At 77.4% G+C, this 20,059-nt stretch carries 14 protein-coding genes; 12 read left to right on the forward strand and 2 right to left on the reverse strand.

Annotated features, from left to right (window positions below; translation table 11 throughout):
• Positions 1–132: 132 nt before the first annotated feature.
• The 4 genes from HNR08_RS15515 to HNR08_RS15530 all read left to right on the forward strand — a co-directional run bounded on the left by HNR08_RS15515 (position 133) and on the right by HNR08_RS15530 (position 4,565).
• A complete protein-coding gene (locus HNR08_RS15515; RefSeq protein ID WP_146833542.1) occupies positions 133–2,811 on the forward strand; it encodes an FtsK/SpoIIIE family DNA translocase in 2,679 nt (892 codons plus the stop codon).
• A 49-nt stretch (positions 2,812–2,860) separates the two neighbouring features.
• The gene (gene pgsA, locus HNR08_RS15520) at positions 2,861–3,523 is read left to right on the forward strand and encodes a CDP-diacylglycerol--glycerol-3-phosphate 3-phosphatidyltransferase (protein WP_146833539.1); all 663 of its coding nucleotides are present in this window, start codon (positions 2,861–2,863) and stop codon (positions 3,521–3,523) included.
• The gene (locus HNR08_RS15525) at positions 3,520–4,056 is read left to right on the forward strand and encodes a CinA family protein (protein ID WP_146833536.1); all 537 of its coding nucleotides are present in this window, start codon (positions 3,520–3,522) and stop codon (positions 4,054–4,056) included. The genes pgsA and HNR08_RS15525 overlap by 4 nt, the downstream gene beginning before the upstream one ends.
• Before the next feature lie 170 nt (positions 4,057–4,226).
• Complete coding sequence (locus HNR08_RS15530) at positions 4,227–4,565, forward strand: helix-turn-helix domain-containing protein (RefSeq protein ID WP_146833680.1); 339 nt, start codon at positions 4,227–4,229, stop codon at positions 4,563–4,565.
• Between the two features lie 190 nt (positions 4,566–4,755).
• Here HNR08_RS15530 and HNR08_RS15535 read toward each other — a convergent pair whose 3' ends face one another.
• Complete coding sequence (locus HNR08_RS15535) at positions 4,756–5,556, reverse strand: DNA-formamidopyrimidine glycosylase family protein (protein ID WP_146833534.1); 801 nt, start codon at positions 5,554–5,556, stop codon at positions 4,756–4,758.
• Between the two features lie 9 nt (positions 5,557–5,565).
• On the reverse strand, positions 5,566–10,692 hold the full coding sequence (locus HNR08_RS15540; RefSeq protein ID WP_146833531.1) for an Lhr family helicase: 5,127 nt from the start codon (positions 10,690–10,692) through the stop codon (positions 5,566–5,568).
• Here HNR08_RS15540 and HNR08_RS15545 point away from each other — a divergent pair.
• The 8 genes from HNR08_RS15545 (at position 10,691) to rny (ending at position 20,056) form a co-directional block, all read left to right on the forward strand.
• On the forward strand, positions 10,691–11,152 hold the full coding sequence (locus HNR08_RS15545; RefSeq protein WP_146833527.1) for a hypothetical protein: 462 nt from the start codon (positions 10,691–10,693) through the stop codon (positions 11,150–11,152). The genes HNR08_RS15540 and HNR08_RS15545 overlap by 2 nt on opposite strands.
• Before the next feature lie 187 nt (positions 11,153–11,339).
• Positions 11,340–11,519: a hypothetical protein gene (locus HNR08_RS15550; protein WP_146833524.1), complete on the forward strand. Its 180-nt coding sequence runs from the start codon at positions 11,340–11,342 to the stop codon at positions 11,517–11,519.
• A gap of 179 nt (positions 11,520–11,698) precedes the next feature.
• Entirely contained in the window at positions 11,699–11,932 is a 234-nt protein-coding gene (locus HNR08_RS15555; protein WP_146833521.1) for a DUF3046 domain-containing protein, read from the forward strand.
• A 90-nt stretch (positions 11,933–12,022) separates the two neighbouring features.
• Entirely contained in the window at positions 12,023–14,233 is a 2,211-nt protein-coding gene (locus tag HNR08_RS15560) for an alkaline phosphatase family protein (protein WP_146833518.1), read from the forward strand.
• Positions 14,230–15,036: an MBL fold metallo-hydrolase gene (locus HNR08_RS15565; RefSeq protein ID WP_146833515.1), complete on the forward strand. Its 807-nt coding sequence runs from the start codon at positions 14,230–14,232 to the stop codon at positions 15,034–15,036. Before HNR08_RS15560 ends, HNR08_RS15565 begins: the two co-directional genes overlap by 4 nt.
• A gap of 265 nt (positions 15,037–15,301) precedes the next feature.
• A complete protein-coding gene (gene recA / locus HNR08_RS15570) occupies positions 15,302–16,342 on the forward strand; it encodes a recombinase RecA (protein WP_146833512.1) in 1,041 nt (346 codons plus the stop codon).
• 650 nt (positions 16,343–16,992) lie between these two features.
• Positions 16,993–17,799 (forward strand): regulatory protein RecX, encoded by an 807-nt coding sequence (locus HNR08_RS15575; protein WP_307724239.1) that lies wholly within the window; start codon positions 16,993–16,995, stop codon positions 17,797–17,799.
• 697 nt (positions 17,800–18,496) lie between these two features.
• Positions 18,497–20,056, forward strand: coding sequence for a ribonuclease Y (rny, locus tag HNR08_RS15580; protein ID WP_146833509.1), 1,560 nt, complete (start codon positions 18,497–18,499; stop codon positions 20,054–20,056).
• Positions 20,057–20,059 lie beyond the last annotated feature (3 nt).

Genomic DNA, 20,059 nt, shown 5'->3' on the forward strand with positions numbered 1-20,059 from the left:
GCTCCCACCGCGCACCGACACCCGCCCGCTGCGCCCGGGGCCGCGTCGGGGCGGGCCCGTCCGTCGGCGACACGGGGGTCTGCGGGCGCGGGGTCCCGGCCCCGCGCGGCCCCGGCGGCTACCGTGAGGATCATGGCCGCCCGTCCGTCCTCCACCGCCTCCCGTGCGGCTGCGCCGTCGTCGCGCGCCCGCACCGCGGCACCGGCGGCGCGCGCGTCCGGCTCCGGCTCGCGCGGCCCGGCCCCGGCACCGCGCCCCGCGCTGCCGATCCGGATCGTCCGCGGCATCTGGATGGGCTGCGCGCACGTCGTCGGCGGCGCCGCCCGCCGCGTCGGGCACGGTGCCCGCGACCTCGACCCCGCGCTGCGCCGGGACGGGGCCGCCTTCTTCCTGCTGGCCCTCGCGATCGTCGTCGCGGCGCGCGAGTGGTGGGGCCTGGACGGCATGGCGGGCGACGCCGTGCACGTCGTGGCGGCCGGGACGTTCGGCCGGGTCGCCGTGGCGGTCCCCGTCGTGCTGGTCGGCATCGCGGTGCGGCTCATGCGGCACCCGGAGCGGAACCAGGCGAACTCCCGCATCGGGATCGGCCTGACCGCGATCACCCTGGCGTCGTGCGGCATCGTCCACGTGCAGCAGGACCTGCCCGCGCCGTCCGGCGGGTTCGAGGCGGTCCGGGACGCGGGCGGCATCGTCGGCTACCTGGTCGGCACGCCGCTGGTCAGCCTGGTCACCGTGTGGGCGACCGTGCCGCTGCTGGTGCTGCTCGCGTTCTTCGGCCTGCTCGTCGTCACCGCGACGCCCGTGAACCAGATCGGCCCGCGGCTGCGCGGCCTGTACGACCGGCTCACCGGCAACCACCGCGAGGAGGAGCCGGAGGACGACGACGCGCCGCTGGTCATCAACGCCGGCCACACCGCCGTCGAGGAGCCGCCCGCGAAACCCGCCCGCCGCGGGCTCCTCGGCCGGCGGCGCAGGGCCAAGGACGACCCGGACGCCGACGACGAGGGCCTGGACGGGTACGCCGGCGACGAGGCCTTCGAGCGCGCGGCGTTCGTCGAGCAGCGCCGCCGCGAGGAGGAGGACGCCACCGCGGTCCTCGCCCCCGACGACGTCGCCCCGGGCACCGCGCCCACCGAGGCCGTCACGGCCGTCGGCGAGGCGGCCGTCCCCGCGAGGCGCGCGCCGGTCGCGCCGCCGACCACGGGCGTGCCCCGCGGCGAGCAGCCGATGCTGGGCGGCGACGTGCTCTACACGCTGCCGTCCGAGGACGCGCTCGCCAAGGGTGCGCCGCACAAGGTCCGCTCCGCCGCGAACGACCGGGTGGTCGAGGCGCTCACCGGCGTCCTCGAGCAGTTCGAGATCGACGCGCAGGTCACCGGCTTCACCCGCGGCCCGACCGTGACCCGGTACGAGGTCGAGCTCGGCAAGGGCGTCAAGGTCGAGCGGGTCACCGCCCTGAGCAAGAACATCGCGTACGCGGTCGCGAGCGCGGACGTCCGGATCCTGTCGCCGATCCCCGGCAAGTCGGCCATCGGCATCGAGATCCCCAACACCGACCGCGAGACGGTGTCGCTGGGCGACGTGCTGCGGTCCAGCGCGGCCCGCCGCTCCGAGCACCCCATGGTGATCGGCGTGGGCAAGGACGTCGAGGGCGGCTACGTCACGGCGAACCTCGCGAAGATGCCGCACCTGCTGGTCGCGGGCGCCACCGGCGCGGGCAAGTCGTCCTTCGTGAACTCGATGATCGTGTCGATCCTCATGCGGTCCACCCCGGACCAGGTGCGCATGGTGCTGGTCGACCCGAAGCGCGTCGAGCTGACGATCTACGAGGGCATCCCGCACCTCATCACCCCGATCATCACCAACCCCAAGAAGGCCGCCGAGGCCCTGGAGTGGGTGGTCCGGGAGATGGAGGCGCGGTACGACGACCTCGCGATGTTCGGGTTCAAGCACATCGACGACTTCAACGTCGCGGTGAAGGCCGGCAAGGTGAAGCCGCTGCCCGGCTCGGAGCGGAAGATCGCGCCGTACCCGTACCTGCTGGTCATCGTCGACGAGCTCGCCGACCTCATGATGGTCGCCCCGCGCGACGTCGAGGCCTCGATCCAGCGGATCACCCAGCTCGCGCGCGCCGCCGGCATCCACCTGGTGCTCGCCACGCAGCGCCCGTCGGTCGACGTCGTCACCGGCCTCATCAAGGCCAACGTGCCGTCCCGGCTCGCGTTCGCGACGTCGTCGCTCACCGACTCCCGCGTCGTGCTCGACCAGCCCGGCGCCGAGAAGCTCATCGGGCAGGGCGACGCCCTGTTCCTGCCCATGGGCGCCGCGAAGCCGATGCGCACCCAGGGCGCCTGGGTCAGCGAGAGCGAGATCCACGCGGTCGTCCAGCACGTCAAGCAGCAGCTCAAGCCCGTGTACCGCGAGGACGTCGCCGCCGCGCCCGCCAAGAAGCAGGTGGACGAGGACATCGGCGACGACCTCGACCTGCTGCTGCAGGCCGCCGAGCTCGTCGTCACGACGCAGTTCGGCTCGACGTCGATGCTGCAGCGCAAGCTGCGGGTCGGGTTCGCGAAGGCCGGGCGGCTCATGGACCTGCTCGAGTCGCGCGAGATCGTCGGGCCGTCCGAGGGCTCCAAGGCCCGCGAGGTGCTGGTCACCCCGGACGACCTGCCCGGCACGCTGGCGATGCTGCGCGGCGAGCCCGGCGGCGGCGACGCGGGCGAGGACCGGTACGCCGCGCCCGAGGGCCGGATGCCCGGCGAGCCGCCCGAGGCGGTCGACTACTTCGACGACGCCGACGACCTGCGCTGAACCCGCGGCGCGGACGGACCCCCGCGCGGACAGACCGTAGGCTGTCGGGGTGAGCCGACCCTCGCCGCTGAACGTCGCCAACGTCCTGACGGTGCTGCGCATCGTCGTGGTGCCGTTCGTCGCGTGGGCCCTGCTCGTCGACGGCGGTCAGGACCCCGTGTGGCGGCTCGTGGCCGCGGGGCTGTTCGCGCTCGCCGCCGCCACCGACCGCGTCGACGGCTACCTCGCGCGCCGGCTGGGCCTGGTCACCGACCTGGGCAAGCTGCTCGACCCGATCGCCGACAAGGCGCTCATCGGCACCGCCCTGGTCGCGCTGTCGTGGCTCGGCGAGCTGCCCTGGTGGGTGACGGTCGCGATCCTCGTGCGCGAGCTCGGCATCACCGTGATGCGGTTCTTCCTGCTGAAGTACCTGGTGCTGCCCGCGTCCCGCGGCGGGAAGATCAAGACCGTCCTCCAGTCCGTGGCCGTCGGGCTGTTCCTGCTGCCGCTCGACCACCTGCCCGGCTGGGTCACGGTCGTCGCGTGGGTGCTCATGGTCGCCGCGGTGGTCGTCACGCTCGTCACCGGGGCCGACTACGTGCGCACGGCCGTCCGGGTGCACCGGGAGCACGCCGCCGGGCGCGGCGCCGAGGTCACCCGGCACGCCGCCGACACCGGCACGACGTCGCCCCGCTCCGACGGCGCGGGCCCCGCGGTGGCGTCCCCGCGATGACCGCGGCACGCGACGTCGCCGCGGGCCTGCTGGCCGCGCTGACCGAGCGCGGCTGGACCGTCGCGACCGCGGAGTCGCTGACCGGCGGGCAGGTCGCCGCCACCCTCGTGGACGTCCCCGGCGCCTCCCGGTCGCTGCGCGGCGGCGTGGTCGCCTACGCCACCGACCTCAAGGGGTCCGTGCTCGGCGTGGACGCGGACCTGCTGGCGGCGCACGGCGCGGTGCACCCCGAGGTCGCCCGGCAGATGGCCGAGGGCGTGCGCGCGGTGCTCGGGGCCGACGTCGGGCTCGCGACCACCGGCGTCGCCGGGCCCGACCCCCAGGACGGGTTTTCACCCGGGACGGTGCACGTCGCCGTCGCCGGGCCCGCGGGCACCGTCGTCCGGAGCCTGGAGCTGACCGGCGACCGGCCCGCGATCCGCACCGCCACCTGCGCCGCGGTGCTCCGTGAGGCCCTGCACGCCGTGCGGTCCGCCCACCCCGGCGGGGGCGCGGGAACACCCGGACCGCCGGACGCGTTGGAACTCTCGTGATGAACACCAGGCCGTCCACCCGTCCCGGCGCTGCCCGACGTGGCAGCGACATGTACGGTGGGAGCCTCCCCACGCGGGGCCACAAGGGTGTCGCACTCGTCCGGACCGCGCCCGCGGGCGCACCGGCGGTGCGGCAGGAGCAGGAACGGGACATGAGAGGGGGACGCCAGATGGTCGTGTTGCGCCGAGAGATCGGTGACGTGCTGCGGGATGCCCGCCAGCGGCAGGGACGCACCCTGCGCGAGGTGTCCTCCGCCGCCCGGGTGTCGCTGGGCTACCTCAGCGAGGTCGAGCGGGGTCAGAAGGAGGCGTCGTCCGAGCTGCTCGCGAGCATCTGCGAGGCGCTCGACGTGCCGATGTCGCTCGTGCTGCGCGAGGTGAGCGACCGCATCGCCGTCGCCGAGGGTCTCCTGATCCCTGACACCGTCCCGGTCGACCTGGCGTCGGCGCTCGCCGGCCAGGACGGCGGCTGGGCCCGGCACCGCCCAGAGCTCGCACCGGTCGGCTGAGCCGCGCGGGAACCCCACCCCCGACACCGACGACGCCCGGTCGTCCCGCCCATCGCTCGGCGGGAGGCCGGGCGTCGTCGCGTCCGCGCGGGCGCGGCGCGGGCGCGCGGGGCAGGCAGGATCCGAGACTGCAGGATCCGACTCCGCGGGACGGGGCGCGCACAGGCGGATCCCGTCGTCTCGGCGGGCGTCACGACGCGGGGCGCTGGCAGACCCCGCAGAAGTACGCCGGGCGCTCGCGCGGCGGGGCGCCGGCGAGGCCGCGGCGCACCGGGGCGCCGCAGCGCCGGCAGGGCTCGCGCAGGCGGCCGTGCACCCAGGTCGTGCGGCCACGGTAGGTCTCGCCGGTCGTGGACGGCGTCGCCGTGCCGACCGAGCGCTGCATGATCGCGCGGGCCACCCGGAGCAGGCGGCCCGGGTCGGGGACCTCGTCCGCGGGTGTCCAGGGCCAGATCCTCTCCAGGAACAGCGAGTCGGCCATGTAGATCGTGCCGATGCCCGCGACGACGGTCTGGTCGAGGAGCACCTCGCAGACCGGCGTCGACCCGCGGGCGGCCCAGCGGCGCAGCGCCTCCGGCAGGCCGGCCTCCTCGAAGTCGTCCGCCAGCAGGTCCGGGCCGAGGTGCCCGATGAGGGTGTGCTCGTCCCGGGTGGGCACGACGTCGAGCATCCCGATGAGCTCCCCGACGGCGGTCCACGTGGCGTTCGCGAGCACCGCCCGGACCGCGGGGTTCGCGGCCCGGGCGCCGGGGGTGCCGGTGCGGGCGACCCGCCAGGAGCCGTCCATCCGCAGGTGGGTGTGCAGGGTGCGGCCGTCGTCGAACCGCGTGAGCAGGTGCTTGCCGTACGAGGCGGTGCCCAGGACGGTGCGACCCACGAGGTCCACGGTCGCCGCGGTGGGCCAGCGCAGGTCGGCCCGGACGAGCTCCCGGCCGGCCAGGGCCTCGTCCAGGCGGCGCGCGGTCCGCCGGAGGATGTCGCCCTCAGGCACGGGCGGCCCTCACCGCACGCCCCGGAGCCGGAGCCCGCGCGGGGTCGGCGCGAACCCGGCCGCCGCCAGCGCCCGGCCCAGCGCGGTGCCGGTCGTGTGCAGCAGCTCCTCGCCGTCGCCGCGCACCAGCGTCACCCGGCCCAGCCGCCCGTCCCGCACGGCCTCGGCCAGCCGGTCGGTGGCGAGCCGGAGCACCTGCTCGTCCTCGGCGAACGACAGGACGGTCCGCCCGCCGCGCTCCAGGTAGAGCGCGAGCGTGCCGTCGACCAGGACCACCACGCCGCCCGCCTTCCGGCCGGGCCGGTGGCCGGTGGGGGCGTCGGGGCGCACGGGCCAGCCGAGCGCGGCGCCGTACGGGTTGGCCGGGTCGGTCGCGGCGAGCAGCACGACGGACCGGTCGGCGTCGGCCGGGACGGACTGCTCGGCGAGCCGCTCGAGCTGGCGGGCGTCCGCGCGCAGCTGGTCGACCGCGCCGGGCAGCGCGAACTGCGAGCCGCCCAGGTGCTCGACGAAGTAGCCGCGCCGCACCTGCCCGGCCTGCTCCAGGGCGGCCAGCACCCGGTACACGGCGGCGAACTGACCCGCGACGCCCTCGGCCGGGGCGACCGCCCGGGTCAGCACGCCGTGCCGGTCGAGCAGCTGGGCGGCGAGCGCGTGGCCCCGCCGGGTCGGGTCGGGCTCGCGGGCGGGCAGCATCGACCACCGGCCGCCCGCCTCGCCGCCGGCGGTCGCGAGCCCCGGCCCGGGCACGCCGCCGCCGAGCCCGCCGCCCCGCAGCCCCAGGCCCGAGCCGCGCAGGCTCGGCCGCCCGCCGTACCGGCCCATGGTCAGTGCGCGCGCCCGCGGCGACGGGCCCGAGGTGGACGACGTCCTGTGCGTGGTGCGGCCGCCCGCCAGCCGGGCGCGCAGCGGGGCGAGGCCGTCGTTGGTCACCAGCCCGGCCCACACGAGGTCCCACAGCGCGTCGACCAGCGCGGCCTGGCTCGGCGGCGTCTCCAGCCCCTCGGCGGCGCGGGACCCGAGCGCCCCGAGGAAGTACGCCCCGCCGCCGCGCAGCGCGTCCACGAGCGCCCGGTGCAGCGGGGTGCCCAGGTGCTCCGCGGGCGTGACCTCGGCGCCCGGCGCGGGGACCAGCGGGAGCGTCAGGTCGGCCGTCGCCGCGAGGTGCAGGCTGACCAGGCCGTCCTTCCCGGGCAGCGTGCCGTGGCCCGCCCACAGCACCTCGCCCGCCGCGGTGAGCTCGTCCAGCAGCGCGGGGGAGTAGTCCGGCACCCGGGCCGGGAGCACGAGGGTCTCCAGCGCGGAGGCGGGCAGCACCGCGCCGGCGAGCTGCTCGACCGCGCGGGCCAGCCCGTCGACGCCCCGCAGGGCACCCGGGCCGGGCCGTCCGGTGGCGTGCTGCCACGCCGGCAGGAACCGGCCGAGCGCGACCTGCGGCACGGGCTCGACCTCGGACCGCAGCGCCGCCAGCGACCGGCGGCGCAGGGTGCGCAGCACGTCGGCGTCGCAGTACTCGTCCCCGACCCCGCCGAGGGCGTCCGGCCGCAGCCGCCCCTGCACCACCACGCCCGCGCGCTCCAGCGGGCGCAGGGCGGACTGCACGACGGCGGTGCCGAGCCCGAACCGCGCCGCGGCGTGCGCGGCGGTGAACGGACCGTGCGTGCGGGCGTGCCGGCGCAGCAGGTCGCCGAGCGGGTCGGGGAGCACCTCGGTGAACACCTCGGGCACGCCGACGGGCAGCGCGACGCCGAGCGCGTCCCGGAGCCGGCCCGCGTCCTCGACCGCCGCCCACTGCTCGGCGCGCTCGGCCGGCACGCCGGAGATGCGGACCCGGATCAGCCGCCGCGCGTGCTCCAGGTCGGCGAGCCAGCCGGCGACCTCGCCGCGGACGTCCTCGCGGGTGCGCGCCTCCACGCCCGCGAGCGGGAGCGGCCCGTGGCGGCGCAGCACGTCCGCGACCTGCTCCGCGGTGCGGGCCTGCCGGTCGGGGTCGGTGCCCATGAGCTCGGCCTCGGTGCGCAGCACGGCGTCCGGGTCCAGCAGGTCCGCCACCTGGGACCCGCCGCCCCCGCCGAGCAGCTCGTCCAGCAGCGTCGGGTCCAGGGTCAGCGCGGCGGCCCGGCGCTCGGCCAGCGGGGCGTCGCCGTCGTAGAGGAACTGCGCGGTGTACCCGAACAGCAGCGACTGGGCGAACGGCGACGGCCGGGCGGTCGTCACCTCGACCACCCGGACGCGGCCGGCCGACACGTCCCGCATGAGCTCGACCAGCGCGTCGATGTCGAAGTCGTCCTGCAGGCACTCCCGCACGGCCTCGAGCAGGATCGGGAACTCGGGGTACCGCGACGCCACGCTCAGCAGCTGCGCGGACCGCTGCCGCTGCTGCCACAGGGGCTGCCGGCGGTCCGGTCGGCGGCGAGGGAGCAGCAGCGCGCGGGCGGCGGCCTCCCGGAACCGGGCGCCGAACATGGCGGACCCCCCGAGCTCGGCGCGCACGGCCTCGGCGACCTCGTCGGGCTCGATGAGCAGGTCCGCGGCGTCGACGGGCACCGGGTCCGCGAGCCCGCCCGGGGCGCTCGCCGCGGTGCCGTCGGTGGACCAGGCGTCCGGTGCGGACCAGCCGAGCAGGTCGCCGACCGGGTCGCTCGCGGCGGCCAGCATGTCGGGCAGCCGCAGCACGATCCCGTCGTCGGCGTGCATCGCGGCCGCGTCCACGCCGAACCGCTCGCGCAGCCGCGCGCCCAGCACCAGCGCCCACGGGGCGTGCACCCGGGCGCCGAACGGGGAGTGCACGACGACGCGCCAGTCGCCGAGCTCGTCGCGGAACCGCTCGACCACGACGGTGACGTCGCTCGGCAGCGCACCGGTCGCCGCGCGCTGCTCGCGGAGGTAGCCGAGCAGGTTGTCCGCGGCCCAGTCGTCCAGCCCGGCCTCCCGGACGCGGTCCCGGGCCGCGGCGTCGGGCAGGTCGGCGACCTCGCGCGCCCACGCGCCCATCGCCCGGCCGAGGGAGGCGGGGCGGCCCTGGGAGTCGCCCTTCCAGAACGGCAGCCGCCCGGGCACGCCCGGGGCCGGCGTCACGAGGACGCGGTCCGGGGTGATGTCCTCGATCCGCCAGGTGCTCGACCCGAGCGTGAACGTGTCGCCCACCCGGGACTCGTAGACCATCTCCTCGTCGAGCTCGCCGACCCGCTTGCCGCCGCGGGTGCGCCCGCCGGACCGCTCCGGGTCGACCGGCACGTCCGCGGTCTCGGCGCCCGAGGCGAGGAACACGCCGTACAGGCCGCGGTCGGGGATCGTGCCGCCGCTCGTGACCGCCAGCCGCAGCGCGCCCGGCCGGGCGGTGAGCACGTCGGTGGCGCGGTCCCACACCACGCGGGGGCGCAGCTCGCCGAACTCCTCGCTGGGGTACCGGCCGGCCAGCATGTCGAGCACCGCGCGCAGGGTCGCGTCGCCGAGGGTCGCGAACGGTGCCGCCCGGCGGACGACGGCGGCCAGCTCGGCGACCGTCCAGTCCTCCGTGGCGACCATCGCGACGACCTGCTGCGCGAGCACGTCCAGCGGGTTCTGCGGCACGGCGACCGGCTCGATCTGCCCGGCCCGCATCCGCAGCGCCGTGACCGCCGCGGGCACGAGGTCGCCGCGGAACGTCGGGAACACGACGCCGTGCGACACCGCCCCGACCTGGTGCCCGGCGCGGCCGATGCGCTGCAGGCCCGACGCGGCCGACGGCGGCGCGCCGACCTGCACCACGAGGTCGACCGCGCCCATGTCGATGCCGAGCTCCAGGGACGACGTCGCGACCACCGCGGGCAGCCGGCCGGCCTTGAGCTCGGACTCGGTGCGGGTGCGCTCCGCCCGGCTCATCGACCCGTGGTGCGCGCGGGCCAGGACGTTCCGGGCGTCGCGCGTGTCGACGCCCACGGCGGTGCCGGACTGCGCGGTCACCTGCGCGGCCCACAGCTCGCCCGGGTCGGGGACGTCCTCGCCCCGGCGCTCGGCCCAGACCTCGTTCATCCGGGCGGTCAGCCGCTCCGCGCCGCGGCGCGAGTTGGTGAACACCAGCGTCGAGCGGTGCTCGGCGACCAGGTCGACGACGCGCTCCTCGACGTGCGGCCAGATCGACGGGCGGGTGCCGCCCTCGGCCGCGGCCTGGCCGGTGAGGTCGCGCTCCCCGGGGGCCAGCGGGGCGACGCCGTCCGGGGGCGCGGGGTGTCGCGAGCCGTCGTCGGGCAGCGGGGCGCCCAGGTCCGTCAGGTCGGGGACGGGCACGACGACGTCGACCCGGATCTCCTTGCTCGACGGCGGCTGCACGACGACGACCTCCCGGCCGCCGTCCGCCGGCGCGCGTCCGCCCGCGAGGAACGCCGCCACCCGGTCCACGGGCGTCACCGTCGCCGACAGCCCGACGCGCTGCGCCGGACCCGGGCCGCCCGGCCGGTCGAGCAGCGCGTCCAGCCGCTCCAGCGACACCGCCAGGTGCGCGCCGCGCTTGGTGCCCGCGACCGCGTGGATCTCGTCGAGGATCACCGTCCGCACCCCCGACAGCCCCGCGCGGGCGCCCGAGGTCAGGACCAGGAACAGCGACTCCGGCGTCGTGATGAGGATGTCCGGCGGCTTCGTGGCGAACGCGCGCCGCTCGTTCGGCGGGGTGTCCCCGGTGCGGACGCCGACCCGGACCTCCGGCAGCGTCACCCCGCGCCGCGTGGCGGCCTGGCGCACGCCCACCAGCGGCGAGCGCAGGTTCCGCTCCACGTCGGTCGCGAGGGCCTTGAGCGGCGACACGTACAGCACCCGGCAGCGCTCGACCGGGTCGGCGTCCTCCGGCGCGGGTTCCGCCACGATCCGGTCCAGCGCCCACAGGAACGCCGCGAGCGTCTTGCCGGAGCCCGTCGGCGCCACGACCAGCGCGTGCCGCCCCGTCGACACCGCGTCCCACGCACCCGCCTGCGCAGCCGTCGGCTCCGCGAACGCGCCGCGGAACCAGTCCTGCGTCGGGCCGGAGAACCGGCCGAGCACGTCGGCGGTCGCGTCCGGGGGCGGGGGTGGCGTCACCGCGCCATTGTGTCGCGCGGGTCCGACACCCGCGTCCCGGTCCCGCGGCCCGTCGTGCGCTCCCCGGTGCCAGGATGGCGGCATGCCCGTCGACGAGGGGACCCAGGCCGCCGTCCGCGCGCTCTGGCAGGCCGGGTCGCGGCACGGCCGCCCGCCCGCGCCGGTGCCCGAGGCCGACCCCTGGGAGGCGGACGACCCCGTGGACGGCCCGCCGCGGACGGTCTCCGTGGTGTTCGACGGCGTGCCCGGGGTGGTGGTGCACCTGCACCGGGACGGCGCCGACCTCGTCGCCGTCGAGGGCTGCGTCGAGATCGAGGTGCCGCGGCGCGACGTCGTCGAGGTGCTCGAGGGGCTGCTCGGGGGCCGGGCCCGGCGGCGGCCGCGGGTCCGGGGGTACTGGCGGTCCCTGGCGTCCGGGGTGCTCGGCAGCCCCGCGCCGTCGGACCTGGAGGTGCCCGCCGGCGGGCGGGTGTACGCGGGGCCGATCCTGTTCGCGCCGCCGCTGTCGGGGTGGCTGCTGTCCCGGCCGGTCGCGGAGGAGTGACGCGCGGGCGCCGCTCACGCTCGCCGGTGGCCGCGCGCGGAGGAGCGGCGTCCACCGGTCCGCGGTCGGCACGTCTTCGCGGCCGACGCGGAGACGGGCCCGGAGATCGTCCCGCCGCATCTGCCGCCGCTGACGGCCGGCTCCGCGCGAGGTCCCGCCGGCTCCACGACTCTGCGACGATGGCGCGATGGGACGCAGAGGCAGTGTGCGGCTGTGGGGCGGGGTCGCGTTCGCGGCGCTGGTGCTGGTGGCGGTCGGGTGGGCGTTCGCCCCGGCGATCACGCTCCTCGTCGGGGTCGTCGTGGCGGCGCTCGCCGTCCCGGTCGGGATCGTCCTGGTGGCGACCGCGGCGTTGTCGCGGCGCTGATCCGGCGCCGCGGCGGCACCCGGGCGGCGAGGTCGGACCCGGCAGTCGCACGTACGCTCATCCGAGGGCCGACGACGAGCGCACGCGCGACGCGACCGACGGCCTGATCCGGCTGCCAGGCTGGGGTTGCGGCCCCCCGGAGAGCCCAGCCGGGGGTCATCGCTGGTCAGGAGGGTGGAGTGCGGTACCGGGAGTTCTGGCAGCTCGTCGACGAGGTGCTCGGCAGCGCCCACGGCCGGGCGCTCGTGCACGAGCTGGTCCTGCCCACGCTCGGGGGCCGCACGCCCGAGCAGGCGCTGGACGCCGGTGTCGAGCCGCGGGACGTCTGGCACGCGCTGTGCGACGAGCTCGACATCCCGGACGCGCGGCGCTGGGGCGACGACCGGTACCGGCAGGCGCCGCCGCGCCGGTGACCCGGCCGACCCGCGGACCCGGCCGACCCGGCTGACCCGCCGCGGGCGAGCGGGGGTCCGCCGCGCGCGCCCGCGTGGCACGCTGGGCGGGTGCCGTCCGACGACCCGCCCCGCCCGCGTCGCGGCTGGTGGGCGCTCACGCTCGGCGACGTCGGGGACGCCCTGCTGGGCCTGGTGACGACGGCCCTCGGGCTGGGCGTGGCCATCGCGCTCGTCGACGGCGTGGCGGCGACGAACCCCGGCTCCGTCCTCCTCGCTGCGCTGGTCGTCGCCGTCGGGGACCTGGTGCTGCGGCCGCCGCTGCGCGTGCTCGCGCGGGTGGGCGGGGCGATGGGGGCGCTGGTCGCCGGGCTTGGCGCGCAGGTGCTCGTCGCGTGGGTGGCGCTGTCGGTGGTCCCCGGCGTCGAGGTGCAGAACCCGTGGGCCGTCGTCCAGGTGCTCGTCATCACGGCCTTCGTCATGGCCGTGGGGCGGTGGGTGTGGGGCGCGTCGGACTCCGACTACGTGGTCGGCGACGTGCTGCGCCGTGCCCGGGCGCACGCCCGGCGGGCCGGCGAGGGCGGCGGTGCCGTGCCGGACGAGCGGCCGCCCGGGCTGCTCGTCGTGCAGCTCGACGGGGTCGGCGCGCCGGTGCTCGCGCAGGCGGCGGACGCCGGGCTGGTCCCGACGATCAGCCGCTGGCTGGCGTCGGGCTCGCACCGGCTGGAGTCGTGGTGGGCGCAGGCGCCGTCGACGACCCCGGCCAGCCAGGCGGGTCTGCTGCACGGCGCGGCGGACGCGATCTGCTCGTTCCGGTGGTGGGACCGTGAGGCCGGGCGTCTGGTCGTCACGAACCACCCCGACGACGCCGCGCTCGTGGAACGGCGGATGTCCGACGGGCGGGGGCTGCTCGCCGACGGGGGCGCGGCGGTCGCGACGATGTTCTCCGGGGACGCCGACCGCCAGCTCCTCGTCATGAGCCAGGCGCGGCGGGGGATCGGTCCCGGGACCTCCTACCTGCGGTTCTTCGCGAGCCCGTTCGTCCTCGCGCGCGCGGTCACCCTGACGGTCGGCGAGATGGTCAAGGAGCTCTACCAGGGCCGGCGCCAGCGGGTGCGCGGCGTCGAACCCCGGGTGGCGCGGCGCGGCTGGTACGTGGTGCTGCGCGGCGTGACCAACGTGCTGCTGCGGGACCTCGCGACGTCGCTGGTCGCCGAGCAGCTCGTCCGCGGCGCGCCCGTCGTGTTCGTGGACCTGGTCGACTACGACGAGATCGCGCACCACGCCGGGCCCACGCGGCCGGAGTCGCTGCGCGCGCTCGAGGGGCTGGACGGCGTGCTCGACACCCTCGTGCGGGTCGCCGAGGCCGCGCCCCGGGACTACCGCGTCGTGGTGCTGTCGGACCACGGGCAGTCGCTCGGGCCGACCTTCGCCCAGGTGTCGGGGCAGCCGCTGGTCGACGTCGTCCGGCGGCTCATGGCCGAGCCTGGCGTCGACGCCGTCCAGGCGGGCACCGACGAGGAGTGGGGGCCGCTGAACGCGTTCCTGTCGTCGGCCGCCGCCCGGCGCGGGCCCGACCGGTCGATGGTCCTCGGGCCGCAGGGCAAGGACCGCCGGGACGACGAGCCCGGCGCGGCGCCGCCCCCGGACGTGGCCGTCACCGGGTCGGGGAACCTGGGCATGGTGTTCTTCCCGCAGGCGGAGCGGCGGCTCGTGCTGGAGGAGATCGAGGAGCGCTGGCCCGGCCTCGTCCGCGGGCTCGCGGCGACGCCCGGGATCGGGCTGGTGCTCGTCGACACCGCCGCGCGCGGGCTCATGGCCGTCGGTCCCGGCGGCGTGGCGTGGCTGGAGGTCGACGGCACGGACGGGGCGGAGCCCGTCGACGGGCACGACCCGGTCGCGCGGTACGGCTCGCGGGCGGCGGAGGACCTGCGCCGGCTCGGTCGGCTCGGGAACGTCGGGGACCTCGTGCTGCTGTCCGAGGTGTCGCCCGCGGGGCACGTGCACGCGTTCGAGGGGCAGGTCGGGTCGCACGGCGGGCTGGGCGGGGCGCAGAACCTCGCGGTGCTGGTGCACCCGGCGGAGCTGGCGCTGGACGACGACCTGCTGGAGGACGTCGGCGGGGCGCGGATGCCCGTGGGCGCGGACCGGGTGCACGAGCAGCTGGTGCGGTGGGCGGCCGGGCTCGGGCTGCGCGGGGCGTCGGCGGGGGGTGCCAGGGCGGGTGCGGATCCGGCCGGGGAGGCGGATGCGGAGGCGGGGGCCGACGCGGGGGCGGATGCGGCGGCGGACGCCGTGCCCGGGCGGGACGGCGCGGCGTGACCGCGGGCGACCCGACCGGCGCCGGGGCGACGCTGCGCTGGCTGGGGCACGCGACGGTCGTCCTCGACGTCGGAGGCGCGCGGATCGTCACCGACCCGCTGCTGCGCCCGCACGCCGGGCTGCTGCGCCGGCGCGCCCCCGCACCCGACCCCGCGACGTGGGCCGACCCGAGCGCCGTCCTGGTGTCGCACCTGCACCACGACCACGCCGAGCTCGGCTCGCTGCGGATGCTCGGCGACGCCCCGGTGCTGTCCGCCCGCGCCAACGCGCACTGGCTCGCGCACCAGGGTGTGCGGGGGGCCGTCGGGCTCGGGGCGGAGGAGTGGTGGACCGTGCCGGGGACACCGGTGCGGGTGCGCCCCGTTCCGGCCGTGCACGGACACCGGCCGATGCCGCACCGCCCGAACGCCACGCACGGCTTCCTCGTCGTCGCGCCGGGACTGCGGGTGTGGTTCGCGGGGGACACGGCGCCGTACCCGCACATGCGGCGGCTGCCGGAGCTCGCGGGCGGACCGGTCGACCTCGCGCTCGTCCCGGTGGGCGGGTGGGGGCCGCGGCTGTCGGGCGGGCACATGGACCCGGCCCAGGCCGCGGCGGTGTGCGAGGCGGTCGGGGTGCGGTGGGCGGTGCCGGTGCACTGGGGCACGCTGCACGCGCCGGCGTCCCGGCGGCTGCCGCCCGGGTGGATGGACCGGGGCGGTCCGGCGTTCGCGCACGCCCTCGCGCGGCGCGCGCAGGTGGCGCCGGTGCTGCTCGCGCCGGGGGAGGCCGTGCACCTCGGGGCGTCCGTCGAGCGGGTCTGACGGGCCGAGCGGGGGCGCGCGGGGCGGCGCGCCAGGCGGCGTGTCGCTGCCGGTCGATCGAACAGGTGTTCGGCTAGAGTGGATGACGGTGACGCGCCGTGCGGACGGTCGCGGCCCGCGGGTCGTCCACAGGTGAGGCGGCGGGTGCGGGTTGTGGACGGCCGCGGGGTGCATGTCGGTGGTCGGGCATAGCGTCACTGCACGACATCAAGGACCAGCCCCCGTAAGCGCAGCGCGACGCTGCTCGAGAACGACGAGGTGTGACATGCCCGCTCCCCAGGACCGCGAGAAGGCCCTCGAGGCCGCACTCAGCCAGATCGACCGCCAGTTCGGCAAGGGCTCGATCATGCGCCTCGGCGACGACGGGCGTGCCCCCGTCGAGGTGATCCCCACCGGCTCCGTCGCGCTCGACGTCGCGCTCGGCATCGGCGGCCTGCCCAAGGGCCGCATCGTCGAGATCTATGGCCCGGAGTCCTCCGGCAAGACGACCGTCGCGCTGCACGCCGTCGCGAACGCGCAGCGGCAGGGCGGTATCGCGGCGTTCATCGACGCCGAGCACGCCCTCGACCCGGACTACGCCAAGAAGCTCGGCGTCGACACCGACGCGCTGCTCGTGTCCCAGCCGGACACCGGCGAGCAGGCGCTCGAGATCATGGACATGCTGATCCGCTCCGGCGCGATCGACATCATCGTCATCGACTCCGTCGCGGCGCTCGTGCCCAAGGCCGAGATCGAGGGCGAGATGGGTGACAGCCACGTCGGCCTCCAGGCCCGCCTCATGTCCCAGGCGCTGCGCAAGATCACCGGTGCGCTCAACGCGTCCGGCACCACCGCGATCTTCATCAACCAGCTGCGCGAGAAGATCGGCGTGTTCTTCGGCTCGCCGGAGACCACCACCGGTGGCAAGGCGCTCAAGTTCTACGCGTCCGTGCGCATGGACATCCGCCGCATCGAGACCCTCAAGGAGGGTTCGGACGCCGTCGGCAACCGCACCCGCGTGAAGGTCGTCAAGAACAAGATGGCCCCGCCGTTCAAGCAGGCCGAGTTCGACATCCTGTACGGCGTCGGCATCTCCCGCGAGGGCGGCCTCATCGACATGGGCGTCGAGCACGGGTTCATCCGCAAGTCCGGCTCCTGGTTCACCTACGAGGGCGACCAGCTCGGCCAGGGCAAGGAGAACGCCCGTGGCTTCCTGCGCGACAACCCGGACCTCGCGGCCGAGATCGAGAAGAAGATCCTCGAGAAGCTCGGCATCGGCGCGAAGGTCGACGCGCCCGCGGGCGCGGAGGTGAAGGTCGACTTCTGATGCCGGCCGAGCACGACCTGGTCGACGGACCCCGGGCCGGCGGCGGTTCGACGGCCGGCGGCCCGGCGGGCCGGGACCCGGCGTGGCTCGACCCCGACGACGACGCGTCCGGGTCGGCGTGGGAGGACCTCTCCGACGCCGGCTCGGGGGCGTGGGACGACGACCGGGCGGGCGCAGCGGAGCCGGCGTGGGCCGATGACGCCGCGGGGCCGGGAGGCGCGTGGGAGTCGCCGGCGGCCGCAGCGTCGGGCGTCTGGGACGACGACGCGCCTGCCCCGGCGTCGGCCTGGCTGGAGGACGCCGGGGACGAAGCGACCGACTCGGTGCGGGCGGGGCGCTCGTCCGTCCGGGCGGGACGGGCGGCGCGGTCGCCGTCGCGGACACGCGGGCGTGGTGCCGCGCGCCCTGAGACCCCGGACGACGGAGCGAACGGCGAGCCGGGGCGCGCGCCACGGGGACGCGCGGGCGCGGGCGGCGCGACCGGGACGACCGGGTTCGAGACAGGCGGGTCCGGGACAGGCGGGTCGGGGACAGGCGGGTCCGAGACAGACGGGTCCGAGACAGGCGGGTCGGGGACGGGCCGGTCCGAGACGCTCCGGTCCGGGGTGGCCGGGCCCGGGGTGACCGGGTCCGGGACGAGCAGGCCCGAGGTGGCCGGGTCCGGCGAGGTCGCGGCGGTCGCGGCGCGGCTCGCCGAGATCGTGGCGCGGCGCGGGTCGGGTGCTGCAGGGCCGGTTCCCGATGCCCTGGCGGGCTCCGCCGGTGGCGACCTCGTGCCGGCCGACGGCCTCGTCCCGGCCGACGACCTCGTGCCGGGCGACGACCGCGCGCCGGACGACGACCTGGAACCGACCGCCCCTCGCCGATCCGTCGGCCGGTCGGGTGCCGGACGAGGGTCGCGCGCGCGGGGCGGCCGACGCGCCCCGGCCGCCGAGCCGCCCCGATCGGGCGCCGCCGCGTCGGACGCCGAGCCCGACCCCGAGTCCGTCGCCCGCGCGATCGCGCTGCGGCAGCTCACCGCGGCGCCCCGCAGCAGGGCGCAGCTCGCCGAGGCGATGGCCCGGCGGGACGTCCCCGAGGCCGTCGCCGAGCGCGTGCTCGACCGGTTCACCGAGGTCGGGCTCGTCGACGACGCGGCGTACGCGGAGATCCTGGTCCGCAGCCGGCACGCCGAGCGCAAGCTCTCCCGCCGCGCCCTCGCGCAGGAGCTCCGGCGCAAGGGGGTCGACCACGAGATCGCCCGCGAGGCCCTGGAGCAGGTCGACGACGAGGACGAGGAGCAGGCGGCCCGCGCGCTCGCGCGCAAGAAGCTCGCCGCGACCCGAGGGCTCGACCGGGACGTCCGGCTGCGCCGCGCGTACGGCGCCCTCGGTCGCAAGGGCTACGGCGGCTCGCTCGTGTCGCGCGTCGTCCGCGAGGAGCTCGCCGCGGAGGGCGCGGCCGAGGACGGCGACTGATCCTCGCGGATGCCGGCCGACGGTCGGCTGCGTCGGGGGCCGACCCCGGTCTGCCCGGGGGGTTCGGCGGCTCGACTCGGCGCTCCCGACCGGGAGCGGCGATCCGCACCACGCGGCGGTCGATCAGGGCTGTGCCGCGGGCTCGTGATCGCCACGTCTCCCGACGGCGTAGTCACCGAGACTGCAGGATCCGCCTGTGCGGCGATCCCGGCGGGACGCGGATCCTGCCACCTCGACGTCCGCCTGGCCGCAGGTCCGCGCGTCCGCGCGTCCGCGCGTCCGCACGTCCGACGTCGAGGATGCAGAAGACGTCGGGTTCCGCGCACCGATGCCCGCATCTGCTGCAACCTCGACGCGCACGGCGGCCGGCGCCCGGCGTCCGGCGTCCGGAGGGGACGGAGCATGAGAGTCGTCCGTCCGTCCGAGCGGCTCGTGCGGGCGGACGCGAAGGCAGCAGTCGGACGTTCGCGCGGTTCCGGACGCCCGGCCGCTGCCCTCGCGTCCCGCGCGCGGCACGGCCGCGACGCGGGACGTGGGCCCGCGGGCGTCGCCGCTGGTGGAGAATGGCCCGGTCGCGTCGCCGGTCGCCCGGCCGCCGCCCGGCCCCGGGCCGGCCCTCGGAGCACCGCGCCGCGACCCCCAGCACCCCGGTCCGCACCCAGGGCCGGCCCGAACCCCGGACGAGGAGCGTGACCGCATGCAGGACGTGGCGATCATCGTCGGCCTGCTCGCGGCGTGCCTCGTCGCCCTGATCCTCGTGCTGCTCGCCCGGCGCGAGGCGGCGGCCGTGCGTCGGCAGGCCGGCGAGGACGTGCAGTCGATCCGCGACGAGGCCCGCCAGGCGCTGGCCGACGCCCAGCGGCGGGAGGCGCGCGCCGCGGAGCGTGACGTGAACGCCGCCGCCGCGGAGCGGTCCGCGGCCGAGCGGGAGCGGGAGGCGCGCGCGGCGCAGGACGCGGCGGCGGAGCTCCGCCGGCAGGCCGCCGAGCAGGCCGCGGAGGCGGCGACCGCGGCGGCGGAGCGGGTCGCGGCGGCCGAGCGGACGGCGGCGGCGACCGTGGCGGACGCCGAGCGCACCGCGGGGGAGCGGCTCGCCGAGGCGCAGCGCGAGGCGGTCGAGCGGCTGGAGGCGGCGTCGGGCCTGACCGCGGAGGAGGCGCGCGCGGAGCTGCTGCGCCGGCTGACCGCGGAGGCGCAGGCGGCGGCGACGGCCTCGGTGCGCCGCATCGAGGCGCAGGCCCGGCGGACGGCGGAGGCACGCGCCCGGCGGGTGCTGGCGACCGCGGCGCAGCGGACGGCCGTCGCGACGAGCAGCCACAGCAGCCTGACCCTGCTGCCGCTGCCGTCGGACGAGATGAAGGGCCGGATCATCGGCAAGGAGGGCCGGAACATCCGGCTGTTCGAGGCGCTGACCGGCGTGAACGTGCTGGTGGACGAGACGCCCGACGCCGTGGTGCTGTCCTGCTTCGACGCGGAGCGCCGCGAGGTCGCCCGGGTGGCGCTGGACGCGCTGATGGCGGACGGCCGGATCAACCCGCAGCGGATCGAGGCGGCGTACGCGGAGGCGGTGGCGGGGGCGGACGACCGCGCCGACGAGGCGGGGCACGCGGCTGCCGAGCGCGCGGGCGTCCGCGGCCTGGACCCCGCGCTCGTGCGGGTGCTCGGGCGGCTGCGGGTGCGGACGTCGTTCGGGCAGGACGTGCTGGACCACGTGGTCGAGTCGGCGCTGCTGGCCGCGCAGGTCGCGGCGGAGCTCGGCGCGGACGTCGAGGTCGCCCGGCGCGGTGCTCTGCTGCACGACCTGGGCAAGGCCCTGACCGGCGAGGTCCCCGGCACGCACGCCGCGGTCGGGGCGGCGCTGGCGGCGCGGCACGGGGAGTCGCCGGCGGTGGTGAACGCGATCGCCGCGCACCACGACGAGGTCCCGGCGGAGACGGTCGAGGCGGTGCTGGTGCAGGTCGCGGACGCGATGTCCGCCGCCCGGCCGGGCGCCCGCCGCGAGGACGTCGAGCAGCACGTCGAGCGGCTGGAGAAGCTCGAGGAGCTGGTCGCCGGGCACGCCGGGGTGCGACGCGCGCTGGCGATGGCGGCGGGGCGCGAGATGCGCGTGGTCGTCGAGCCGTCGCAGGTGGCGGACACCGAGGTCAACCGGCTGGCCGTCGAGATCGCGCGGCACATCGAGCAGGACCTGTCCTACCCGGGCGAGATCACCGTCACGGTGGTCCGCGAGGTCCGGGCGAGCGCCACCGCGGGCTGACCT

The organism is Cellulomonas hominis, assembly GCF_014201095.1.
In the GTDB taxonomy this organism is placed as follows: domain Bacteria; phylum Actinomycetota; class Actinomycetes; order Actinomycetales; family Cellulomonadaceae; genus Cellulomonas; species Cellulomonas hominis.

Coding starts and splice junctions, on each gene's coding strand:
- HNR08_RS15515 (WP_146833542.1), top strand. CDS start 133: ATGGCCGCCCGTCCGTCCTCCACCGCCTCCCGTGCGGCTGCGCCGTCG.
- HNR08_RS15525 (WP_146833536.1), top strand. CDS start 3,520: ATGACCGCGGCACGCGACGTCGCCGCGGGCCTGCTGGCCGCGCTGACC.
- HNR08_RS15530 (WP_146833680.1), top strand. CDS start 4,227: ATGGTCGTGTTGCGCCGAGAGATCGGTGACGTGCTGCGGGATGCCCGC.
- HNR08_RS15545 (WP_146833527.1), top strand. CDS start 10,691: ATGCCCGTCGACGAGGGGACCCAGGCCGCCGTCCGCGCGCTCTGGCAG.
- HNR08_RS15540 (WP_146833531.1), bottom strand. CDS start 10,692: ATGCCGCCATCCTGGCACCGGGGAGCGCACGACGGGCCGCGGGACCGG.
- HNR08_RS15550 (WP_146833524.1), top strand. CDS start 11,340: ATGGGACGCAGAGGCAGTGTGCGGCTGTGGGGCGGGGTCGCGTTCGCG.
- recA (WP_146833512.1), top strand. CDS start 15,302: ATGCCCGCTCCCCAGGACCGCGAGAAGGCCCTCGAGGCCGCACTCAGC.
- rny (WP_146833509.1), top strand. CDS start 18,497: ATGCAGGACGTGGCGATCATCGTCGGCCTGCTCGCGGCGTGCCTCGTC.